This window comes from Nisaea sp. (assembly GCF_034670185.1).
Lineage (GTDB): Bacteria > Pseudomonadota > Alphaproteobacteria > Thalassobaculales > Thalassobaculaceae > Nisaea.
Window position 1 is genome coordinate 95,517 of sequence record NZ_JAXMNY010000003.1, and the last position, 22,062, is coordinate 117,578.

At 61.7% G+C, this 22,062-nt stretch carries 17 protein-coding genes and 1 tRNA gene; 13 read left to right on the forward strand and 5 right to left on the reverse strand.

All coding sequences use genetic code 11. The annotated features are described in order from the left end of the window. Window positions 1-3: 3 nt before the first annotated feature. From queA to queG, 3 genes are read left to right on the forward strand one after another with little or no spacing between them, the layout of a single operon-like run. Window positions 4-1,047, forward strand: coding sequence for a tRNA preQ1(34) S-adenosylmethionine ribosyltransferase-isomerase QueA (gene queA, locus VOI22_RS14040; RefSeq protein ID WP_323797092.1), 1,044 nt, complete (start codon window positions 4-6; stop codon window positions 1,045-1,047). Next, window positions 1,044-2,168 carry a tRNA guanosine(34) transglycosylase Tgt gene (tgt, locus tag VOI22_RS14045; RefSeq protein WP_323797093.1) on the forward strand — a complete coding sequence of 375 codons (1,125 nt, stop codon included), beginning with the start codon at window positions 1,044-1,046 and terminating at the stop codon, window positions 2,166-2,168. Before queA ends, tgt begins: the two co-directional genes overlap by 4 nt. A gap of 22 nt (window positions 2,169-2,190) precedes the next feature. Continuing rightward, on the forward strand, window positions 2,191-3,324 hold the full coding sequence (gene queG / locus VOI22_RS14050; protein WP_323797094.1) for a tRNA epoxyqueuosine(34) reductase QueG: 1,134 nt from the start codon (window positions 2,191-2,193) through the stop codon (window positions 3,322-3,324). On the opposite strand, the gene VOI22_RS14055 is transcribed toward queG, so the two are convergent. After that, the gene (locus VOI22_RS14055) at window positions 3,319-3,792 is read right to left on the reverse strand and encodes a PAS domain-containing protein (protein ID WP_323797095.1); all 474 of its coding nucleotides are present in this window, start codon (window positions 3,790-3,792) and stop codon (window positions 3,319-3,321) included. The genes queG and VOI22_RS14055 overlap by 6 nt on opposite strands. A 286-nt stretch (window positions 3,793-4,078) precedes the next feature. Here VOI22_RS14055 and VOI22_RS14060 point away from each other — a divergent pair, with 286 nt between their 5' ends. From VOI22_RS14060 to trxA, 9 genes are all read left to right on the forward strand, one after another. Further along, complete coding sequence (locus VOI22_RS14060) at window positions 4,079-5,506, forward strand: pyridoxal phosphate-dependent decarboxylase family protein (RefSeq protein WP_323797096.1); 1,428 nt, start codon at window positions 4,079-4,081, stop codon at window positions 5,504-5,506. A 22-nt stretch (window positions 5,507-5,528) separates the two neighbouring features. After that, window positions 5,529-6,209 carry a hypothetical protein gene (locus VOI22_RS14065; RefSeq protein ID WP_323797097.1) on the forward strand — a complete coding sequence of 227 codons (681 nt, stop codon included), beginning with the start codon at window positions 5,529-5,531 and terminating at the stop codon, window positions 6,207-6,209. Window positions 6,210-6,357: 148 nt separating this feature from the next. Beyond that, window positions 6,358-8,754 carry a PAS-domain containing protein gene (locus VOI22_RS14070; protein ID WP_323797098.1) on the forward strand — a complete coding sequence of 799 codons (2,397 nt, stop codon included), beginning with the start codon at window positions 6,358-6,360 and terminating at the stop codon, window positions 8,752-8,754. Continuing rightward, window positions 8,751-9,284, forward strand: coding sequence for a tRNA (adenosine(37)-N6)-threonylcarbamoyltransferase complex ATPase subunit type 1 TsaE (gene tsaE / locus VOI22_RS14075; RefSeq protein WP_323797099.1), 534 nt, complete (start codon window positions 8,751-8,753; stop codon window positions 9,282-9,284). Before VOI22_RS14070 ends, tsaE begins: the two co-directional genes overlap by 4 nt. Further along, a complete protein-coding gene (locus VOI22_RS14080) occupies window positions 9,281-10,318 on the forward strand; it encodes an aminoglycoside phosphotransferase family protein (RefSeq protein WP_323797100.1) in 1,038 nt (345 codons plus the stop codon). Before tsaE ends, VOI22_RS14080 begins: the two co-directional genes overlap by 4 nt. 16 nt (window positions 10,319-10,334) lie before the next feature. Then, window positions 10,335-11,099 carry a nucleotidyltransferase family protein gene (locus VOI22_RS14085; protein WP_323797101.1) on the forward strand — a complete coding sequence of 255 codons (765 nt, stop codon included), beginning with the start codon at window positions 10,335-10,337 and terminating at the stop codon, window positions 11,097-11,099. Between the two features lie 23 nt (window positions 11,100-11,122). After that, complete coding sequence (addB, locus tag VOI22_RS14090) at window positions 11,123-14,116, forward strand: double-strand break repair protein AddB (protein ID WP_323797102.1); 2,994 nt, start codon at window positions 11,123-11,125, stop codon at window positions 14,114-14,116. Between the two features lie 3 nt (window positions 14,117-14,119). Next, window positions 14,120-17,641: a double-strand break repair helicase AddA gene (gene addA, locus VOI22_RS14095; protein ID WP_323797103.1), complete on the forward strand. Its 3,522-nt coding sequence runs from the start codon at window positions 14,120-14,122 to the stop codon at window positions 17,639-17,641. 135 nt (window positions 17,642-17,776) lie between these two features. Continuing rightward, entirely contained in the window at window positions 17,777-18,097 is a 321-nt protein-coding gene (gene trxA / locus VOI22_RS14100) for a thioredoxin (RefSeq protein ID WP_028467080.1), read from the forward strand. Window positions 18,098-18,169: 72 nt separating this feature from the next. Here the strand turns inward: trxA and VOI22_RS14105 are convergent, their stop codons facing one another. The 4 genes from VOI22_RS14105 to VOI22_RS14120 form a co-directional block, all read right to left on the reverse strand. Further along, window positions 18,170-18,715, reverse strand: coding sequence for a PAS domain-containing protein (locus VOI22_RS14105; protein ID WP_323797104.1), 546 nt, complete (start codon window positions 18,713-18,715; stop codon window positions 18,170-18,172). Between the two features lie 355 nt (window positions 18,716-19,070). Next, a complete protein-coding gene (locus tag VOI22_RS14110; protein ID WP_323797105.1) occupies window positions 19,071-19,454 on the reverse strand; it encodes a cupin domain-containing protein in 384 nt (127 codons plus the stop codon). Between the two features lie 84 nt (window positions 19,455-19,538). Then, entirely contained in the window at window positions 19,539-20,375 is an 837-nt protein-coding gene (gene panC / locus VOI22_RS14115) for a pantoate--beta-alanine ligase (protein ID WP_323797106.1), read from the reverse strand. A 236-nt stretch (window positions 20,376-20,611) separates the two neighbouring features. Continuing rightward, window positions 20,612-20,687 (reverse strand) — tRNA-Phe (locus VOI22_RS14120). A 169-nt stretch (window positions 20,688-20,856) separates the two neighbouring features. On the opposite strand from VOI22_RS14120, the gene VOI22_RS14125 reads away from it, so the two are divergent. Further along, the gene (locus VOI22_RS14125) at window positions 20,857-22,062 is read left to right on the forward strand and encodes a putative 2OG-Fe(II) oxygenase (RefSeq protein WP_323797107.1); all 1,206 of its coding nucleotides are present in this window, start codon (window positions 20,857-20,859) and stop codon (window positions 22,060-22,062) included.

Consider the following 22,062-nt stretch of genomic DNA (forward strand, 5'->3'; position numbering starts at 1 on the left):
CGCATGCACGTCGATCTGTTCGACTACGAACTGCCCCAACACTTTATTGCCACGGAACCGGCGGAGCCGCGCGACAGCGCGCGGCTTCTCGACCTGACCGGGGCGGGGCTGGCGGATCGCTCCATCTCGGATTTTCCCGGTCTGCTGCGCGCGGGCGATATTCTCGTCTACAACAACACCCGTGTGATCCCGGCCCGGCTGACCGGGCGCCGGGGCGAGGGAAAGATCGAGGCGACGCTGCACAAGGCGGAAGCCGACGGATCCTGGGCTGCTTTCGTACGCCCTGCGAAACGATGCCGTGTCGGCGATATCATTCTCTTCGAGGGCGAACTCGAAGCCGAGGTTCGCGAAAAACGAGACGGCGGCGAGGTCATTCTGGCTTTTCCGGAAACTGGCGCGGCCCTTATCGAGACCCTGAAGCGCGTCGGCCGGATGCCGCTGCCGCCTTATATAAAGCGCGATGGCGATGCCGCCATTGATGACGCGACCTCGTATCAAACCATGTTCGCCGCCCGCGACGGTGCCGTCGCTGCGCCGACCGCCGGGCTGCATTTCACCGACCGGTTGCTGGCGGAGATCGATGCCGCCGGTGTGGAGCGCGCGGAGCTGACCCTGCATGTCGGTGCCGGAACCTTCATGCCGGTGAAGGCCGAGGATACGGACGACCACAAGATGCACCTCGAATGGGGTGAGATTTCGATGGAAATGGCGCGGCGGATCAACCGCGCCCGTGCCGCGGGTGGCCGTGTCGTTGCCGTCGGCACCACGAGCCTGCGCCTTCTGGAAAGCGCGGTACTGGAAGATGGAACCGTGCCGGCTTTCTCCGGCGAGACCGGGTTGTTCATCACGCCGGGCTATCGCTTCAAGGCGGTCGATATGCTGCTGACAAACTTTCACCTGCCGAAATCGACCCTGCTGATGCTGGTCTCGGCATTGGTCGGGCGCGAGCGCATGCTCGCCGCCTATGAACACGCCAAGCGGGAAGGCTATCGCTTCTTTTCCTATGGCGATGCCTGCCTGCTCGAACGTTCGGATAATGTGACATGACACTCGGCTATGAACTGATCACGACCGACGGCGCCGCCCGGCGCGGCCGCCTGACCACGGCGCATGGCAGCATCGAGACGCCTGCGTTCATGCCGGTCGGCACGGCGGCGACGGTAAAATGCATGATGCCGGAATCGGTGAAGGCAACCGGTGCTGAAATCCTGCTCGGAAACACCTATCACCTGATGCTGCGTCCCGGCGCGGAACGGGTGGAGAAGCTGGGCGGGTTGCACAAGTTCATGAACTGGGACGGCCCGATCCTGACGGATTCCGGCGGGTTTCAGGTGATGTCGCTCTCCAAGCTGCGGAAGATCACGGAACAGGGCGTGACCTTCCAGAGCCACGTCGACGGCAGCTCCCACGAGCTGACCCCGGAAAGCTCGATCAAGATCCAGCATCAGCTCGATTCCAACATCACCATGTGCTTCGACGAATGCACGCCCTACCCGGTGGAGAAGAAGGAAGCCGCAGAGTCCATGCGGCTTTCCATGCGTTGGGCGCAGCGCTCCCGCGATGCCTTTGTCGACCGTGACGGCTACGGCCTGTTCGGTATCGTGCAAGGCAGCGTGTTCGAAGATCTGCGGCATGAATCCATCGAGGCGCTGACCAAGATCGGTTTCGACGGCTACGCGGTCGGCGGTCTGGCTGTGGGCGAGGGGCAGGAGATGATGTTCTCGACCCTCGATTTCACCACGCCGTCGATGGTGGCCGACAAGCCGCGCTACCTGATGGGCGTCGGCAAGCCGGACGATCTGGTCGGCGCGGTGGAGCGCGGCATCGATATGTTCGACTGCGTGCTGCCGACCCGATGCGGGCGCACGGGCCAAGCCTTTACCCGGCGCGGCACGGTCAATATCCGCAATGCCCGCCATGCGGACGACCCGCGCCCGCTCGACCCGGGCTGCTCCTGCCCGTGCTGCAGTAGCTACAGCCGGGCCTATCTGCATCACCTTTTCAGGACCGGCGAAGTGCTCGGGTTGATGTTGCTGACCTGGCATAACCTCTCTTACTTCCAGGAAGTGATGGCCGGATTGCGCGGCGCGATCGAGACCGGCACTCTGTCGGCACATGCTGCGGCCTTCCGGGCCGGGCAGGCAGAGGGCGATATCGAGCCTCTCTGAGGTCTCCGGACGGAAAGGGCTTATGCAGCCGGAACAGCGGATCAGGCAGGAAGCGGCGGAGATCGGATTTTCCGCCGCCGGCATCACCGCCGCCGATATCGGCACGCGGGAGCAGGATCGGCTGCGTGAATTCGTCGATAATGGCGAGCATGGCGATATGGGTTGGATGGAAGCCCATATGGAACGCCGGATCGCCCCGAAGGGCATCTGGGAAGACGCCCGGTCCGTCATCGTGCTGACTCAGAATTACGGCCCCGATCACGATCCGATGGCCAATCTCGATGCTACCGACCGGGCCAACATCTCCGTCTATGCCCGGAACAAGGATTACCACGACCTGATCAAGAAACGCCTGAAGCGGTTGGCCCGCTGGATGGTCGCCGAGTTTGGTTGTCAGGTGAAAGTGTTCGTTGATACGGCGCCTGTACTGGAAAAACCGCTCGCCGCCGGTGCCGGTCTCGGCTGGCAGGGCAAGCACACCAATCTGGTCTCCCGCGAGCACGGCTCCTGGATCTTTCTTGGCGAAGTCTTCACCGACATGGAGCTGGTGCCGGACGCGCCCGAGATAGACCATTGCGGCAATTGCACCCGCTGCCTGGATATCTGCCCGACCAACGCCTTCCCGCGTCCCTATGCGCTCGATGCAAGGCGCTGCATCTCCTATCTCACGATTGAGCATAAAGGGCATATCGCGGAGGAATTCCGGGTGCCGATGGGCAACCGGATCTATGGCTGTGACGATTGCCTCTCCGTCTGCCCCTGGAACAAGTTCGCCGAACAATCCGCCGAAGCTGCTTTCGCCGCGCGGGACGATTTGACCTTGCCGCCGCTTGCCGAATTTCTCGATCTCGACGACGCGGCTTTCCGGGAGCGGTTCCGGGGATCGCCGGTCAAGCGGATCGGCCGGGACAGGTTTCTGCGCAATGTACTGATCGCCTGCGGCAATAGCGGCGATGAGCGTCTTGTGCCGATGATTGAGGCGCTTCTGACGGACCCGTCCGCGATTGTCCGCGCCATGGCTGTCTGGGCGTTGTCGCGGCTGCTGCATGCGGAGCGGTTTTCAGATTTGGCAAAAGAGCTTTCTGAAGACGAGAACGACCTGGAGGTCCGGGCAGAATGGTTGAGGCGGGAAGGTGGCTTCAGCAGTCCGTCATGACCAATCCGGAAATAGCCCGAGGAAGACCTGATCCGCTTCCTGGCTACCCTTGTCTGCAATAGGCATCAGCAGTCTGGTGCCGGATTTATACTCTTTTTGATAGATCTTCACATGACCCAGCAATGGGGTGCGGGTTCGGCGCACCTCGCACAATTCATAGTGAAATGTCGAGCCGAACTCGTTGTCGACATCTGAGGCGAGCTTGCCGGTCCAGTCCTGCCCGGTGATTTGCGAGATCAGGGTGCCCTCGAGCGCATTCACGAAATCGTCGAGCTCTTCGACATATTTATAAACGCTGATGAAACCTAGCCATTTACGGAGGGCTTGAGGGTCGAATGCATTCCGGTCCGGGATGCCGTCACCCTCGCAGCTGGCGTGCCAGTAGGCGAGGAGGCCCTCCGCCCGATTGCCGGCATGCTTGTGATCGCGTCGGTATTTATGATCGGCTCGATAATGACCCAGGATCATGGTGCGAACGCTTTTCCGGCCCCGTTCTGAAGCCTTGATTGATGCCTGAAACCGGCCAGCAGGCGCTACCTTGGCGCGGACAGCAGGGGAGGCGGGTAGCTGGCTAAATCTGGAATCTCGAATTTCGTATATGGAGCGACTTCCTTAAAAATCGATTAATTTTTTTAGTTAATTGCGGCCTACATCGCGTCGTGTATTCGGTAATACCTGTGCGGGGAGCGCTACTGGTGCCGGAAAGCTCATCGGTCTAGTCTGACTTCGCCTGATCTTGAACCCTGGATGTCTCATGTCTCCTGAAGATTTTCGCCGTCACGCGCACGACCTTGTCGACTGGATGGCCGACTACATGGAAGCGGTGGAGGAATACCCGGTGCGCGCGCAAACTGCGCCGGGCGAGATCGCGTCAAAGCTGCCCGAGACACCGCCGGAAGCGGGTGAGCCGATGGAGCGGATCTTCGAGGATTTCAAATCGGACGTGATGCCGGGCATTACCCATTGGCAGCATCCGCGCTTTTTCGCGTATTTCCCTGCCAATAGCTCGCCACCTTCCGTACTGGCTGAAATGCTGACGGCAACCCTCGGCGCGCAATGCATGCTGTGGCAGACAAGCCCGGCGGCGACCGAAATGGAAACCAGGGTGCTGGACTGGCTCCGGCAGATGACGGGATTGCCGCAGGGTTTGACCGGCGTGATCCAGGATTCTGCTTCCGGGGCGATCCTCTGCGCCCTGCTGACGGCGCGGGAAAAGGTTACGAGCTGGAAAGCGAACGAGCAGGGGCTCGGCAAACAGCCGGTGCTGACCGTCTACACGTCCAATCAGACCCATTCCGCGACTGAGAAGAATGTGAAGATCATCGGTCTCGGGCGGGAGAATCTGCGGCTGATCGATGTGGACGATAATTTCGCCCTGCGCCCGGATGTGCTGGAGGAGCGGATTCTGGCGGACAAGGCGGCCGGATGCATTCCGACATGCGTTGTCGCTTCCATCGGCGCCACCGGCGTCGGCGCCGTCGACCCGCTCCGGGCCATTGGCGAGATCTGCGAGCGGCATGGCATTTTCCTGCATGTGGATGCTGCCTGGGCCGGGACGGCGTGGCTGCTGCCAGAGCAGCGCTGGATGCTGGACGGTATCGAATATGCCGACAGCATCGTCTTCAATCCGCACAAATGGATGCTGACGAATTTCGATTGCTCGGCTCATTTCGTGCGCGATCCCGATGCGCTGATCCGCACACTTTCGATCCTGCCGGAATTCCTGAAGAGCAGGGAGCAGGGCGCGGTTATCGATTACCGGGATTGGAGCGTGCCGCTTGGTCGCCGGTTCCGGGCGTTGAAGCTCTGGATGGTGATCCGGTCCTATGGCGCCGAGGGCTTGGGTAAAATCATCCGCAAACATATCGATCTTGCAGCGGAGCTTGAGGAATGGATAGAGGGCGAGCCGGATTTCGAAATCGTGGCGCCGCGCTCTCTGGCGCTGATCAATTTTCGCTATCACCCGGCCGGCGTTCACGAGCCCGAGGTGCTTGATCGTCTCAATGCGGCCTTGCTGGAGCGGATCAATGACGATGGGCGAATCTACCTCACCCAGAACAAGGTTCGGGGGCGGGCGGCCATCCGCTTTTCCATTGGGCAGACGAACACCGAGCAGCGTCATGTCCGCGAAGGCTGGGATGTGGTCACCGAAATCGCACGCAGTCTGAAAACGGGACTCTGAACAACAGGAGTCAGGGGGACTTATGGGGTTGTATGGAACCGGCATGCTGATGACCTTCACCGAGGTCGCGCCGGAGGACGAAGACGAATACAACGAGTGGTACAATCGCGAGCATATCGACGAGCGCGTCTGGATGCCGGGTTTCCATCGTGCCCGGCGCTATGTCGCGGCGGATGCAGATGCCCGGGTGAAGTATTTCGCCAGCTACGAGACCGGGACGGTGCAGGATCTGTCAGATCCGGATTATATGGCCCGGCTCGCAGTGCAGAGCGAGTGGAGCCAGAAGGTCATGGCAGGCTTCACCAAGTTCGACCGGCTGACAGCCGATATCACTGTCGATCAGACCCATGGGTTTTCCGGCTGGCTGGGAGTTACCCGGTTTTTCCCTGACCAAGGCGTGCGCGACCGATTGCGCGAAACTCTCAAGACAACGGTGCTGCCTGAGCTGGGCAAGCGCCTGAACATGCTTGGTGGCTGCCTTGCCGAGAACAACATTGATGTCAGTAACGCCGGCCTGGTTGCGCAGGGGAAACCGGTGCCGCCGGGACAGACACCTGAATGGGTTGCGCTGCTGGATGGCGCTACGGAGGCGTCGGTACGGGACGCAAATGATGGACTTATGCAGGCTCTGGAAGAAGTCGGTGTCGCCGCGGCCAGCCTGGATCAGACGATTTACGGTTTTCTTTTTGGGAACAACCGGTAAGCGCGGAGCGTCTTTCCTTGAGCGGTGTATGCCGGGCGCGTAGTCTGACCCCATGATAAGTTATGCGATCCGTTGTTGCGCCCTGTCCTTGTCGGCCTTTTGTCTGGCCGCTTTCATTCCGGCCGCGTATGCGGAACCTGTTGAGGGCATGAACAGCCTCGCTCAAGGCATTTCTTCAAACCCGTTCACAGCAGTGGTTCTCGCTTTTGCGCTTGCCTCTGCTGTCGCACTGGGCGCTATCCAGTTTTTGTATCTTAGCCGTTTCAAAGCCTTGCGCGCGGAGCGCGATGCCCTTGCCGCCGCGCTGGACGGACGTGATGCTGCGCTCCAGATGCCATATGTCGGAGTGATCGGACTGATCACGGACAATATGTCGGGTGACGAGTCCGTGCTGCGCTATGTCAGCCCGTCCGTCTGCACGTTGCTGCGCGCCGACGCTGAACGTCTTCAGACCATCGATGATATCGCCGGCTATCTCGCCGAAGGTTCGGGGGTCACGCTGGGGTCGGCGGTCCGCGCATTGATGGCTGAGGGGAAAGCCTTTTCATTCGTTGCGGAGATCCGCAACGGATCGCGCGCTCTCAAGGTTTCGGGCATTCCGGTGGAAGTTGGCACGGGCGCGTCCCCCCGGGCGGCTCTGGCGATGGTTGATATCTCCGAGGAAGTGCAGAGCCGTGCGGCCGCAGAAGAGGAAGCGCGCAGCAGAAGGCGCCGGAACGAGGATTTGCTCGCCTCGATCAATCTGCAGACCACTCCATTCTGGCGGCGCGACGAAAACCTGCATATCCGCTTTGCGAATATCGCGGCGGATATCATCGATCTGGATTCAGAATCGGCGCGGGATACCTCGCGGCGCGCCCGCCGGCTTGGGGCACCCTATTCGGAAAGCCGGTTTATCGTGGTTGACGGCGAACGTCGGCTGTTCGAGGTGACCGAAGCACCGAGCCCGGATGTGCGCGGGACTGTCGGCTGGGCCATTGATGTAACGTCTCTGGAAGAGTCGCAGGCCGAGATCGCGCGGCATATCGCAGCGCATGAAGACGTCCTTGAGGGGCTGTCCACGGCGATCGCGATTTTTGGCCCGGACAAGCGGCTGAAATTCTTTAACAGCGCTTTCGCGGAACTTTGGCAAGTCGATCCGGCGCAGCTCGACGCCGACCCGACCATCACGGAGTTTCTTGAATTGCTGCGCGAGTTGCGCCGGCTGCCGGAGCAATCGGATTTCCGGGCTTACCGGGATCACTGGAACGGGCTCTTCACGCGCCTGATCGATCCGATGGAGGATTTCTTCTTCCTGCCGGATGATCGGACATTGCGCATGGTGGTGATGCCGCACCCTTTCGGAGGGCTGTTCCTGACCTTCGAAGATGTGACCGATCGGCTTGCCCTGGAGCGGAACTACAACACCTTGAACGAGGTGCAGCGCGAGACCATCGACAATCTTGCCGAAGGCGTTGTCGTGTTCGGCGCGGACGGGCGCATGACCCTGTCCAATCCGATCTTCCTCAGTATGTGGGATCTCGACCCGGATTTCCGGGATCAATCTCTTCATGTGTCGGAAGTCCTTGATGCCATGCGGCCTCTTTTCCCGCCTCTGGAGGAGCGTGACTGGGACGACTACAAACAGGAATTCTCTGCCCGGTTTGCCGACAGGGTGTCCGAGCATGGCCGCACCGAGCGCCCAGATGGAACCGCCCTTGAATACTCTTTCGTCCCGTTGCCCGATGGCGCGACGCTGGTCAATTTCCTGGACGTGACGGATACCCTGAATGTGCAGCGTGCCTTGCAGGACCGGAACGAGGCGCTGGAAACGGCGGACCGGCTGAAGAGCGAGTTCATCGCGAATGTTTCTTACGAGCTGCGCACGCCGCTGAATGCGATCATCGGATTTGCCGAGATGCTCAACGATGGCTATGTCGGTGACGTCACCGAGAAGCAGCGGGAATATCTGAAAGCCATTCTTGATTCATCAGGGCGGCTCTCGTCATTGATCGGCAACATTATTGATCTTGCCTCTATTGAGGCGGGCTACCTGACACTCGATCCGCAGGAGCTTGATGTCCGCGAGGTCGCCGATGCGGCGATCTTGCTGATAGAGGAAAGAGCCCGCAGCCAAGGCGTTGAGATTGAAGTAGATGTCGATGAAGCGGTGTCCGGGATCGAGGCGGACGACCGGCGGTTGCGGCAAATCCTGTTCAATCTGATGTCCAGCGCGCTGCAGTTTACGACGCAAGGGGAGCGCATAAATCTCTCCGTACGCGCACAGGGCGACGATATTCTGTTTTCTGTCATGGATGAGGGCAGCGGCGTGCCGGACGAAATGCGCAACCTGATTTTTGAAGCCTTTTCCGGACCTGATCGGGGTGGCAGGGCGCAGGGGCCGGATCTGGCGCTGCCACTTGTCCGGCGTCTGGTCGAGCTGCATGGCGGGGCCATGTCGGTGGAGCCGGTCGAGGGGGCAGGTCTGTGTATTCAGTGCCGTCTGCCGCGTCATGCCGCCACGCCGGACGAGACGACAATATCGGCAGGTGAGCTGGTCCTATGACATCAGGCGCAGAGTTGGTGCGCCTTGTCCTCAGCGGGCAATCGGCAACGGAGCATCTGGCTCGCGCCTGTGCCGGCTTCGCCACACCGGGCTGTGTTTTTCTGCTTTCTGGCGGTCTCGGCGCTGGCAAGTCGACATTCGCCCGCGCCTTCATCCGTCGTCTGATCGGGGCGGACGAAGAGGTGCCAAGTCCGACCTTCACCCTGGTGCAGCAATATGGTCCGTTCGATCGTGATGGTGCAGAGCTTCAGGTCTGGCATGCCGATCTCTACCGGCTCGGCGATCCGGATGAAGTTCTTGAGCTGGGGCTGGATGAAGCCTTCGCAACAGCGATCTGTCTTGTCGAATGGCCAGACCGTCTCGGCTCTTTTGCCCCGAAAGATGCCATTGAATTGATTTTCGACTTTGCAGCGGATAAAGCCGCGGGGCCGGAAGTGCGCGATGTCACCGCGCGGGTTCCGGCCAAATGGCGCGCGGCCTTTGTGGCCGCCTGTGACGAAGCCGGAGTGACGCATGCGGGGACCAGATGAGTGAAATGAATGCGGCGGATGTGAGAGAGGCGAAGCGTCGTGCATTCTGGCAAGAGGCCGGGTGGGACGGCGCAACGGAAGCGCCACTTGCGGCTGACGCTTCCTTCAGACGCTATTTCCGCCTGAAACATACGGATGGCCGGGCAGCGGTCGTTATGGACGCTCCACCCAACAAGGAAGACGTCCGGCCGTTCGTCTCTGTCGGAGAAATTCTCTCGGGTTTCGGTTACAGCGTCCCCCGGCTGTTGGCCGCCGATGAAGCGGAGGGTTTTCTGCTTCTGGAGGACCTGGGTGACACCACCTATACCCGCGCGCTGGCCGCGGGTGAGGACGAACATGCTCTCTATGGTCTGGCGGTCGATTTGCTGACTGATCTGGCCAAGCGCGGCGTTGACGGCGTCACGGGGCGCGTTCCAGTCTATAGCGATGAAAAGCTTCTGCAGGAAGCGATGCTGTTCGTCGACTGGTATCTTCGCCCTGGTGTCGGACTTGAGATCGATGACGCGGCGCGTGAGAGCTTTGCCGACGCATGGCGTGCCTGCTTGCCTGCTGCCCGCTGCGGGGCGGAAGTGTTCGTTCTTCGTGACTACCATGTCGACAACATGATGCTGCTTCCGGGGCGCCCCGGCATAGCGGCCTGCGGGTTGCTGGACTTTCAGGACGCGGTGATCGGCCCCGCCAGTTATGACCTCGTGTCGCTGTTGCAGGATTGCCGCCGGGACATCTCCGAACCTGTCATCAAATCGACCATGGAGCACTACTTCGCCGCCATGCCGGAGATCGTGGACCGGCAGGCGTTCCTCAGCTCCTATCGGGTGCTGGGAGCGCAGCGCCATCTCAAGGTATTCGGGATCTTTGCCCGGCAGACGGTACTTTACGGCAACCACGGCTATCTGGCGCATATGCCGCGGCTCTGGAGGCTGACTCTGGAGAATTTATCCGACGAGGCTCTTGCGCCCGTCCGGGAATGGATCGAAAAACACGTGCCAGAGTCCCATCGCGTGACACCGCCGCCGGGCGGATGCGCTGCCTGAGGAAGTTCCGAACACAATGCTGCTGACCCGACTGAAGACGAAAAAGACGACGATCCCCGAGACCGCGATGGTACTTGCGGCCGGGCGAGGCACACGGTTGGCGCCGCTGACCGATACGGTTCCGAAGCCGCTGACTGAAGTCGATGGCAAGGCCCTGATCGATCACATCCTGGAGCGGCTGATCGCGGTCGGGGTGAAGCGCGTGGTGGTGAATACCTTCCATCTTGGCGAGCAGATCGAGTCGCATCTCGCCGGTCGGACGGATGTGGAGATCGTCATCAGCCGCGAGGACAGCCTTCTCGATACAGGCGGTGGTGTTGTGAATGCCCTGCCGCTGCTGGGCACGGAGCCGTTTTTCGTCATCAATGGCGACAGTCTTTGGGTCGATGCGATGAAGCCGACGCTGGAGAGACTGGCCGAGGCTTGGCATGAGAAGACCATGGATGTGCTGCTGTTATTGCATCCCTCTGCCCGCGTGTCAGGCTCCCTTGGCCGGGGAGACTTCACCATGGGCCCAATGGGTAATTTGACTCGCCGGGAAGAGCGGCGGGTTGCGCCCTATACCTATATGGGTGCCTCGATCCTGCATCCGCGCCTGTTCGAAGGGGCGCCGGACGGGGCCTTCTCCCTGAACCTGCTCTATGACAAGGCCGAGGAGGCAGAGCGTCTCTTCGGTGCCCTGCATGACGGGCTCTGGTATCATATCAGCACAATCGATGACCTGGAGACGGCGCGGAGATTTTATGCGCAGGGCCACGTGCCCGACGTGCCTTTCTTCTGAGGTTCGCTAACAAGGGAGACGGCATGGGCATCGGCGGGCTCTACGCCATTGAGGCGACAGACGGTTTCGCCGACACCTTGGCGCGGGGGCTTTGGCAGGAGGCCGGTGAGGACCCGATGGTTCTTGCCCGGATGTCCGTCCTGGTGCCGACCCGCCGCGCGGTCCGGACTCTTCGCGAAAGCTTCCTTCGCCTCGGTAATGGCCGCCCGATGCTGTTGCCCTCGCTCCGGCCGGTCGGCGATATCGACGATGACGAAGCCGGGTTCAACGGGCTGGATGGGGCCGCCGCTGCTGGCGACCTGCCGCCCGCTATTCCGGGGCTGCGCCGTCAGCTTCTGCTGACCCAGCTGGTTCAGCGCTTTCTTGAACGGAAGGACAGCGGGACCGCGATTCAGGCTGCGAGTGTCGATCATGCGACTTTGCTGGCAGGCGAACTCGCGGGCTTCCTCGATCAGGTCCACACCGAGCAGGTGCCCTATGAGGGCCTCGCAGGCCTTGCGAAGGAGCGTTACGCGTCGCACTGGCAGGAAGTGCTGGAGTTTCTGTCCATCGCCACCGAATTCTGGCCGGCGCTCTTGGCGGAGGAAGGAGCGGTGGAAGCACCGCTCCGGCATTCTGCTCTGGTTGATAGGCTATCGGCACGCTGGGCGGAACAGCCGCCGGAAGACCCCGTCATTGTCGCTGGCTCGACCGGTAGCATTCCAGCCACCGCACGCCTCATGGGCGCGGTGCTGGATCTGCCGCTCGGTGCCGTGGTGCTGCCGGGACTGGATCGGGATGCGGATGAGGTAACCTGGGCCGCCATCGGGCAGGACCCGGGCCATGCCCAGCATGGATTGGCTCATCTCTTGAAGAGTCTTGGTCGCGACCGGTCGGACGTGCGCGAATGGCCGTCGCCCGGAGTCGGTGCGGTGCGGTCACCGCGCCGCCGGTTGATCCAGGAGACCCTGCGCCCGGCGGAAACGACGGAAGCCTGGCGACGGCTCCCGGAAGAACATACGGAGCTTCTCTCCGGCGGCATCGACGGTCTTTCCATGCTGGCCTGTCCCGGCCATCACGAGGAAGCGGAAACCATTGCCCTTATGCTGCGTGAGGCATTGGAGGACGAGACCCGGACGGCGGCCCTGGTGACGCCGGACCGGGTGCTGGCACGCCGGGTGAAGTCGGCGCTCCGGCGCTGGGATATTGAGGTGGACGATTCCGCCGGGCAACCACTGGCCGCGACCGGTCCCATGACTTTCTGGCTGGCGACCGCCGAAATGGCGGCCAGCGGCTGCGCACCGGTGCCGCTGCTCGCTGCCCTGAAACATCCGCTTGCCGCAGGTGGCATGGAAACGCCGCGTTTCCGTCGCCGCGTGCGCACATTGGAGCGCAGCGTCTTGCGCGGACCGCGCCCTGCACCGGGCATCGAAGGCCTTCTGAATGCGGTGCGCTCTTCATACCCCGAAGAGGAACAGCAGGATGCACTCGGCTGGATTGACCGGCTGGCGCCGTCGGTCAGGCATTTTTCGGAGCTGCTGGACAGTGATGCGGTTTCCCTGATCGATCTGCTCTCCGCTCATAACGCCGTGGCTGAAGCGCTTGCGGCGACGGAGGAGGAAACTGGCGACCGCAGGCTTTGGGCTGGAGAGGCGGGCGAGGATGCGGCGAATTTTCTTGGAGAGCTGGTCGAAGCGGTCCGTGATTTCCCGCCCATAGAGGGCCGGTCCTATGGCGCTTTCCTGGAGGCCCTGATGGTTGGCAGGGTACACCGGCCGCGTTACGGCACGCATCCGCGCCTCGCCATTCTCGGTCCGCTCGAAGGCCGGTTGCAGCAGTTCGATCTGATGGTCCTCGGCGGCCTGAACGAGGGCACCTGGCCGCCGGATCCCGGCGCCGATCCCTGGATGAGCCGTCCCATGCGGGCCGAGTTCGGTCTGCCGTCGCCGGAGCGCCGTATTGGCCTCTCGGCGCACGATTTCCAGATGGCGGCATCTGCGCCGGAAGTGGTGCTGACGCGGGCCGAGCGGGTCGATGGTGCGCCGACGGTTGCCTCGCGCTGGTGGCTGCGCATGGAAACAGTTCTCCGGGCCTTGAGCTTGCAGGACAAGATCAGCCGGCCGGTCTCTACCTATCCGCATTGGCAGCAAGCACTGGATGCGCCGAAAAAACTGGAGCCGGTTCGTCCTCCCGCGCCTTGTCCGCCGGTCGGTGTCCGGCCCCGGAAGTTCTCCGTCACTGAGATCGAAACCTGGGTGCGTGACCCCTATGCCATCTATGCCAAGCGTATCCTTGGCCTGAAAAGCCTGGATGAGCTCGACGAGGATCCGGGCGCTGCGGACCGGGGCACGATGATCCATGATTCGCTGGATCTTTTCGTCCGGGAGTTCCCGGAAGAACTTCCACCAAAAGCCCTGGAACGTTTGCTGGAGATCGGCCGGGAGCAGTTCGCCCCGGCTATGCTCCGCCCCTCGGTGCACGCGTTCTGGTGGCCACGCTTCGAGCGGATCGCCGAATGGGTGATGGCGATGGACGGACCGCGCCGTGCCATGCTTTCCCGGATCTGGACCGAACGTAAAGGGCAGATCATGCTCCGCGGCCCTGTCGCACCGGTCGAGCTGACCTGCAAGGCGGACAGGATCGAGCGGCAGGCGGATGGCAGCTACGTCATTGTCGACTACAAAACCGGTGCACCGCCAACCGACAAGCAGGTCCGGGCCGGGCTCTCTCCGCAGCTTCCGCTGGAAGCGATGATGCTGGCCATGGACGGGTTCGAGGAAATTCCGGCAGGCGCCATCGGTGCGCTGGAATACTGGCGGCTGAGTGGGGGGGAGCCAGCAGGTGAGCGCAAACCCCTGAAAGGCAATCTTGAAGAGCTGATCGAGGAAGCAGAGGATGGTCTGCTGAAATTGATTGAGGCTTTCGATGATCCCGTGACGCCCTACCGTTCCCGCCCGGCCCCGGAACACGCGCCGCGCTATTCCGATTACGAGCATCTGGCCCGGGTCAAGGAATGGTCTGCGGCGGGGGAGGTTTAGGTGATGGCGGAGCATGATCCGAATGCGGTGATCGCCGAGGCGGACTTGGCTCAGCGCCGTGCCGCCGATCCCGCCGCCTCGGTCTGGGTCGCGGCCTCTGCCGGAACCGGCAAGACCAAGGTGCTGACGGACCGGGTGCTGAACCTGCTGCTGGCGGGCGCCGATCCGGGCCGTATCCTCTGCCTGACCTTCACAAAGGCGGCGGCAGCGGAAATGTCCGCCCGGATATCCGCGAAGCTCTCCGAGTGGGCCGTCATCGGCGAGACGGCATTGACGGAGCAGCTCGAAAAATTGCTCGGACGGCAGCCGATGCAGGACCAGATCGCCCTTGCCCGGCGCCTCTTTGCCCGCACTCTTGACACACCGGGCGGCCTGAAGATCCAGACCATTCATGCTTTCTGCCAGGCCGTGCTGAAGCGCTTCCCCCTGGAGGCCGGTCTGCCGCCGCATTTCCAGGTAATGGATGACCGGACGGCCGCCGAACGCCTCTCAGACGCCCGTGATCGGGTTCTGAATGCGGCGTCCGCCGCGCCAGAAAGCCCGCTCGGCGAGGCGCTCCGCCTGATCAATCAGCGTTTCGCGGAAGAAACCTTCGACGGTCTCGTCTCAGAGCTGCTGATGGAGCGTGCCCGGCTTGGCCGTTTCTTCGAAGGCATCGGCGGGCCGGGACAGATCACACCGGCCCTGCTCGCCCATCTCGATCTGCCGGAGGGGGAAAGCCGGGAGAGCGTGATGCGGAACGCGGTGTCCGACACAGCGTTCGATGCCGTCGGCCTGCGCCGCGCCATGGAGGCTCTTTCCGGCAGCAGCAAGACGGACGTGGACCGGGCGGAAAACCTTGCGACGTTCCTGGCATCTGACCCGGATACCCGGATCGATCTCTTCGAGAGTTACGGCTCGGTCTTCCTCACTGGTGACGGTGATATGCGGAAGCGGCTGGCCACGAAGAAAGCCGTCGAAGCCTTTACCGATATCGAGACTGTCATGGCGCGGGAGGCAGAACGCCTGATCGCTGTGCGCCAACTGCTGAACACCATCGGGCTGGCGGAGCGAACGGCCGCCGTGCTGCGCATCGCTTCCGCCGTACTTAAGGAGTACGAAGGAGGAAAGCGGCGCGGGGCGCTGGTGGATTTTGAGGATCTCGTCGCTACCGTTTGCGAATTGTTGCGCCGCCCCGGTGTGGCTGCCTGGGTGCTGTTCAAACTGGATGGAGGGCTCGACCACATCCTGATCGACGAAGCGCAGGACACTAACCCGGAGCAATGGGATGTGGTCCGTGCCCTGACCGAGGAATTCTTCTCCGGTGAAGGCGCCTATGAGGAGGTGCGTGGGGCCGGGCGCAGCATTTTTGCTGTGGGTGACGTCAAACAATCGATCTTCAGTTTTCAGCGGGCCGACCCGGAGGGCTTCCTTCGTATGCGCCGGCATTTCGCGGCACGGGTGGAGACTGCTTCCAAGAGCTGGGCTTCGGTCGATCTCGAAGTGTCTTTCCGCTCGGGCGCCGCCGTGCTCGGGCTGGTCGACCGCCTGTTCAATAGCCGTCCCGCCGCCGAGGGTGTGCTGGAGGCAGGTGCGGATGGCGAGTTTCTGTCGATCCGGCATGGTGTTTCCCGCAGCGGCGATGCCAGCCTGGTTGAGCTCTGGCCGCCGTTCGAGCCGGTGGAGAGCGAGGATGAAGGCGCTTGGGCCGTGCCGGTCACCCAGCGCGGTCTCGACAACCCGGCCTCCCGTCTCGCCGGTGCCATCGCCGGGCGCATTCACCAGTGGATCGACCGGGGCGAAATCCTGGCTTCAAAAGGACGACCGGTCGGGCCCGGCGATATCATGATTCTGGTGCGCCGCCGAGGTGGCTTCGTGCATGAGATGGTGCGTGCCCTGAAGGAACGCGATATCGACGTTGCGGGTGTCGACCGCATGGTGCTGAGTGACCAGATCGCGGTCATGGACCTGATCGCGCTCGGCCGATTCCTGCTGCTGCCGGATGATGATCTGACCCTGGCGACAGTGCTGAAAAGCCCGCTGATCGGACTCGATGAGGACGAGCTGTTCGATCTCGCCCATGGCCGCAAGGAGCATCGGCTCTGGCGCGAGTTGCGCCGCCGGGCGCCGGAAAACGTGTCATTCGCCCGCGCCGATCGGCTGCTGTCGTCCTACCTCGCCCGAACTGACACCACACCGCCCTATGAGCTTTTCGCCGGCATTCTGGCCGAGGGCGAGCCTAGTGGCCGGCGCCGCATCCTCGAAAGGCTTGGCATTGAGGCCGCCGATCCCTTGGACGAGTTCCTGGCGCAGGCGCTGGAATATGAGCGCGGCCATGTTGCCTCCCTGCAGGGCTTCCTGCATTGGCTGGAAGCGTCCGAGAGCGATATCAAGCGGGATATGGAAGGCGGCGAGGGTGGCCGTGTCCGGGTGATGACCGTGCATGGCTCGAAAGGCCTGCAGGCCCCCATCGTTTTCATGCCGGACACGCTGCAGCTTCCACGCGGCACGGCGAAGATTCTCTGGGGCGAGCGGGAGGACGGCGTGCCGGTGCCTCTCTGTGCTCCGGCCAAGCCTGAGGATGCACCCGCCAGCACGGCGGCGAAGGAAGGGGCGGAGCGCAAGCGGAACGAGGAATACCGCCGTCTGCTCTATGTCGCGATGACGCGGGCGGAGGACCGGCTTTATGTCGGCGGCTGGGCGACAAAACAGCGGGCGCCGGAAGGCAACTGGTACGAGTTGATCCGAAATGCGTTGAGCGAGATGGCAACGCCAGTGGAAGATCCCGTCGTTTCCGGAGCTGCCGGGTCCGACCTGCCGGTGCTGCGCTATGAGACGCCGCAGGAGCGGACGGTGGAAGCAAAGGCTACGGAGGCGGCTAAGGTCTCCGAGAAGCCGCCATTGCCGCTCTGGGCGCTGGCACAGCCCGCGCCGGAGCCGGTACCGCCGCGTCCTCTGATGCCGTCCCGTCCGAGCGAGCAGGAGCCGGCCACCCGCTCGCCGCTCTCTGCGGCCGACGAAGGCCGGTTCAAGCGTGGGCAGTTGTTGCATCGTTTGCTTCAGGTACTGCCTGATCTTCCCGCCGAAAGGCGCAAGGAGGCAGGACTGGCATTCCTGCAGCGTCCCGTTCACGGGCTCGCGCCGGGGCTTGCCGCGCGTTATGTCAACGAGATCATGACCGTGCTGGAACATCCGGACTGGGCCGGACTGTTCGCACCGGGCTCACGCGCGGAAGTGCCGATTGTCGGACAGGTCGGGACCGGGGGGAGCGAGGTGACGGTAGTCTCGGGGCAGATTGACCGTCTGCTGGTCGAGGAGGGCCGGGTGACGGTGGTTGATTTCAAGACCAACCGGCCGCCGCCGGAACGGCTGGAGGACGTGCCGGTAACCTATTTGAAGCAGATGGCAGCTTATCGGGCGCTGCTTGCCCGAATGTTCGAAGGCTGTGAGGTACGATGCCTTTTGCTCTGGACGGACGGGCCGTTTCTGACCGATTTGCCGGGTGATTTGCTCGACGGATATGGTCCGGGCTCCGTCGCTGGGTAAGGCAGCCTTTGATTTCATTCCGGAAATTTGAACGCGACACCCGTTGCCTTGACGCGGGTGTTCCGGCTTCCTAGATTCACTGTCCATGCGAGGGTCGAGCCCGGCATGTGAGATGAGTCAAACGAGGATTGCCCCATGTCGACGGTTAAAGTCACCGACTCCAGCTTTTCCGACAGCGTTCTGAATTCCGACAAACCGGTTCTGGTCGATTTCTGGGCCGAATGGTGCGGCCCCTGCAAGGCCATTGCCCCGGCTCTTGAGGAAATGGCGCAGTCGATGGGTGATCGGGTTACCGTCGCCAAGATCAATATCGACGAAAACCCGCAGATACCGCAGCAATACGGCGTCCGTGGCATCCCGACCCTGATCCTGTTCAAGGACGGCCAGGTTGCCGCGACCAAGATGGGCGCGATGCCGAAAGCACAGCTTCAGCAGTGGGTCGACGAAGCGCTCTGACGCAAATCAACAGACCAGACTCAAGAAACGGGCGCCTTGAAGGCGCCTGTTTTTTTATGTGTAGCTGGATGCTCAGGTGCTTTCTCGCCCGCCGAAAATGGAGAAACTGCCGATCTGTTTTTTCGGGGTGTCCTGTTCGACGACGACAATCAGGAGCACGAATTGGTCGATCGCCGATCCGTGGGAGCTGTAGGGCAGGATCAGACGATCGTAGCGTAGGCTGCTGCTTCCATCGCCGATGGGATAAACCCGCTGGGAAAAGTGGGCTTGCCCGTTCTCCACGATCTCAAGATAGGTCTGGTTCGCTGTCTCGAGATAGCTTCCTTCATAGAGTTCCTCGAAACTCTTGCCGGTCGGGTCTCGTCCCGCCCGCCTGACGATTTCGGTCCCTGCAAGGCGATAACGGAAGATCGGGGCGTCCTTCGTGCCGCTCCGTTCGATGATCGCCATGCGAGGCATCGAGCGGTGAAAGGTGAGCGGATCGAAACTGCCGCGTAGGGGGACCTTCTCGCCGCTCCTATTCTCAGCCCAATGATCGAACAGTGCTCGATGTTCCGGGTGAGTCAGGAGTGAGGCGTCCGCTACGGAGCTGGCATAATGTCGTTCGTCGTTCGGCATAAAGGCGCCAAAAAAAGTAAAACTAATATTTCTATTTTCGTACCAAGAATAAGTGAAGGAAGTCTTTCGACAAGCTTAAATTGATAGGGTGGCGCGAAACGTTAATGTCTTTGGGTTTTCTAAAATTGAATCTGAATTATCAGTAGTGGCGGGATGGCAACGATTCCAAACTCTATTGCGGACTTTGAGTGCGTGTCTCCTTGTCGAGGTGACGCAATATAATATTCATTAGCGCTTCAGTTTTCCGAATGATTCGTCGCCAATTGGTATGTGAGCGCCAAAGGTTTTAGCTAGAGCTCCAATAAGCTGATAGAACCTGGTCCTTCACGACATTGCCGGTCAGGTGACGTAAGGTTCAATCGCCCGCGTCGAGGAACTGGTTCGGCTTGTGGAAGATGCTGAGCATGAGCGCGCCCTCCGGGGCACGCGCGACATGTCTGCTGCCCGTCGGCCGCCAGGCGTACTCTCCCGGGCCGATCGACCCTTGCTCGTCCTCGAGGCGGCCTTCAAGCATATAGGTCTGCTCGATCTCGACATGTTCATGGAAGGGGAGAACCGCTCCGGGCTCCCAGCGGAAGAGCGCCGTCATCAGGCCGGTCTCTTTGTCCTCCATCAAAATCTTCATGTCGACGCCTTCGAAGCGCGTCGGAGTCCAGGACAACCGCTCCGGGTCCACCATCCGCGAGTCGAGAGGTCCCAGCCCCGCATGGTCGGGATAGTTCGGCGTTTCGATAGCCATTGTGCTTCCTCCTCTTTGTTCGCTTGTTCGCGACTTTGAGGATGGAAGCATACCGCAAACGAACAGCGTGTGGCGCGAGTCCGATCAGATCCCGAGATTGTCGATCAGACGGCAGTTGCCCAGCAGGGCGGCGGCGAAGATCCGTAAATTCTCCGCAGGTGCTTCCGCGGGGGCGAAACTGTCCTGATTGCGAATGTCGATATAGATCACGTCGTCGAAACCGGCCGCGAGGACGTCTTCACGCGCTTTGGCCGCTGCGGCGCGCGGGTTGGCCCCGGCGTGGACCGCCTCGGCCGCCGCGATCATGGCGCGGTGAAGGGCCGGGGCGATGTCCCTTTGTTCCGGATCGAGATAGGCATTGCGCGAGGACAAGGCCAGACCATCGGCTTCACGGACCGTCGGCGCCCCGAGAATCTCGATCGGCAGATCCAGATCGCGGGCCATTGTTCGGATCACGGTCAGTTGCTGGAAGTCTTTCTCGCCGAAAATAGCGATGTCCGGAAGCGACTGGATCAGGAGCTTGGAGACCACGGTCGCCACCCCGGTGAAGAAGCCCGGCCGGCTCGCCCCTTCCATGACCTCGGAGATGTCGTGCACAATGACTTCTGTCTTGTAGCCGGTGCCATACATCTCGCCTGGATCCGGCATATAGACGGCATCGCAGCCCGCGGACCTGAATTTGGCGAGATCGCCTTCCTCGTCACGAGGATAGGTCTCGAAATCCTCGTTCGGGCCGAACTGGCGCGGATTGACGAAGATTGTGGCGACACAGCGCTCGGCCCGTTCCAGACCAAGCCGGACCAGTGACAGGTGGCCTTCATGCACGGCCCCCATGGTCGGTGTCAGAGCGACTGTCTCGCCTGCGCGCTGCCACGCGGCCACCTGCGCGCGGAGCGCGGCTTTAGTGCGTATGACATCCATTTCCTACTCCTTCGTCTCCGGGGATCCGGCATGGATGTTCTCTTGACCCGGAAATCCAAGCTTTCCAACAGTTATGCTGCGATGCGGAAAAATCGGGCGTAGAAAATCTCCGACACGGCAACCGTTGCTGACTCAAGTTGTGCGAGGAATACGCGGATGCCGCGAAGCCGCTGGAGGCGACGCGCTATACGAGCTTGATTTTGCGTAGATGATTTTGGCGATGGGGAAGGGGGAAGTGGTGCCCAGGGGCGGATTCGAACCACCGACACGCGGATTTTCAATCCGCTGCTCTACCAACTGAGCTACCTGGGCACACTGTCGATGCCGCTGCGCAAGCGCCGCAGAACCGACGAGAGGCAGGTGTATAGAAGATATCTTTGGGGCTGTCCAGCGCCCAATAAGTGCTTTTTTTCGTGGCCCGCTTGATGGCGCGGCACATCGGCGCTATCCAAGGATCAGCTTGCCGGGGAGTGGCGTATCGATGCAGTTATCCGAGGCTTTATCGCTTGCGATTTCGCACCAGAATGCCGGCCGCGATCAGGCGGCGGCGGAAATCTATGACCGGATTCTGGAAATCGACCCCGGCAATCCGCCTGCAGCCACGCTGCGCGCCCGAATTCACCTTAAACGGGGCGAGCTTGAAGATGCCGACAGGCTGACATCAGCGGCGATCCGCAGCGCGCCGGACTTCATGCAGGCGTGGAATGCACGCGGGGATGTTCTGGATGCCCGCCAGCAGCCGGAGGCTGCTACGGCCGCCTGGCGCCGCTCCCTGATGACCGGCCCGGCCAATACCGGCCCATTTGTCGGCATCGGCAATCAGTTACAGCTGGATAAGAAAACGGATGCAGCGACGAGCGCTTATGCCCGGGCCCTGATCGGGCAGCCGGGAAATGTCTCGGCGGCGAACAATCTGGCCCAGGCATTGTTGATTGAAGACGATGTGAATGGCGCATTGGCGGCGACTGAGCGTGTGCTGGAGCGTCACCCCACTCATGTCCGGGCGACGGCTTACCAATCCATAGCGCTGGAGGAACTCGGGCGGTATGACGAGGTCGACCGGCTGATCGCCCAGGGCAGTGCGACCCGGCCGATCCGCTTCCCAGTGCCGGCTGGCTATGCCGATCACGCGGAGTTCAACGCGGCGCTGTCCGAGGAAATACGCAATCACCCGAATATCTCCGGCGAGCTTGATCCGTTGCGACGGGCGATTCGGGGTGGTGCCTTCGTGCCGCAACTCTTTGATCACAAAGGCCCGGCCATTGCCGCGTTCGAGCGTATGCTGTCGGAAGGCCTCGACTCCTATATCGCCGGTCTGGCGAAAGATCCGTCGCATCCTTTCTTCGCCCGCATTCCCGAACGCTATGCCGTCAATATCTGGGCAAACATTCTCGGGGACGAGGGGCACCAGAGCGCCCATATCCATAATGCGGGCTGGCTCAGCGGGACCTATTACGCGGCGATCCCGGAGACGGTCAGCCCGGAGGACGAGGAGCGGGCGGGGTGGCTCGAATTCAACCGGCCGGGTTATGGCATTCCCCATCGCGGAACGCGTCCGCTTGATGCGGTCTGTCCGGAACTCGGCATGGCCGTGGTCTTCCCCTCCTATGTCTGGCACAGCACCGTTCCTTTCCGGGGCGGTGGAGAGCGGATCAGCATTGCCTTCGACCTGCATGTCGATGACTGA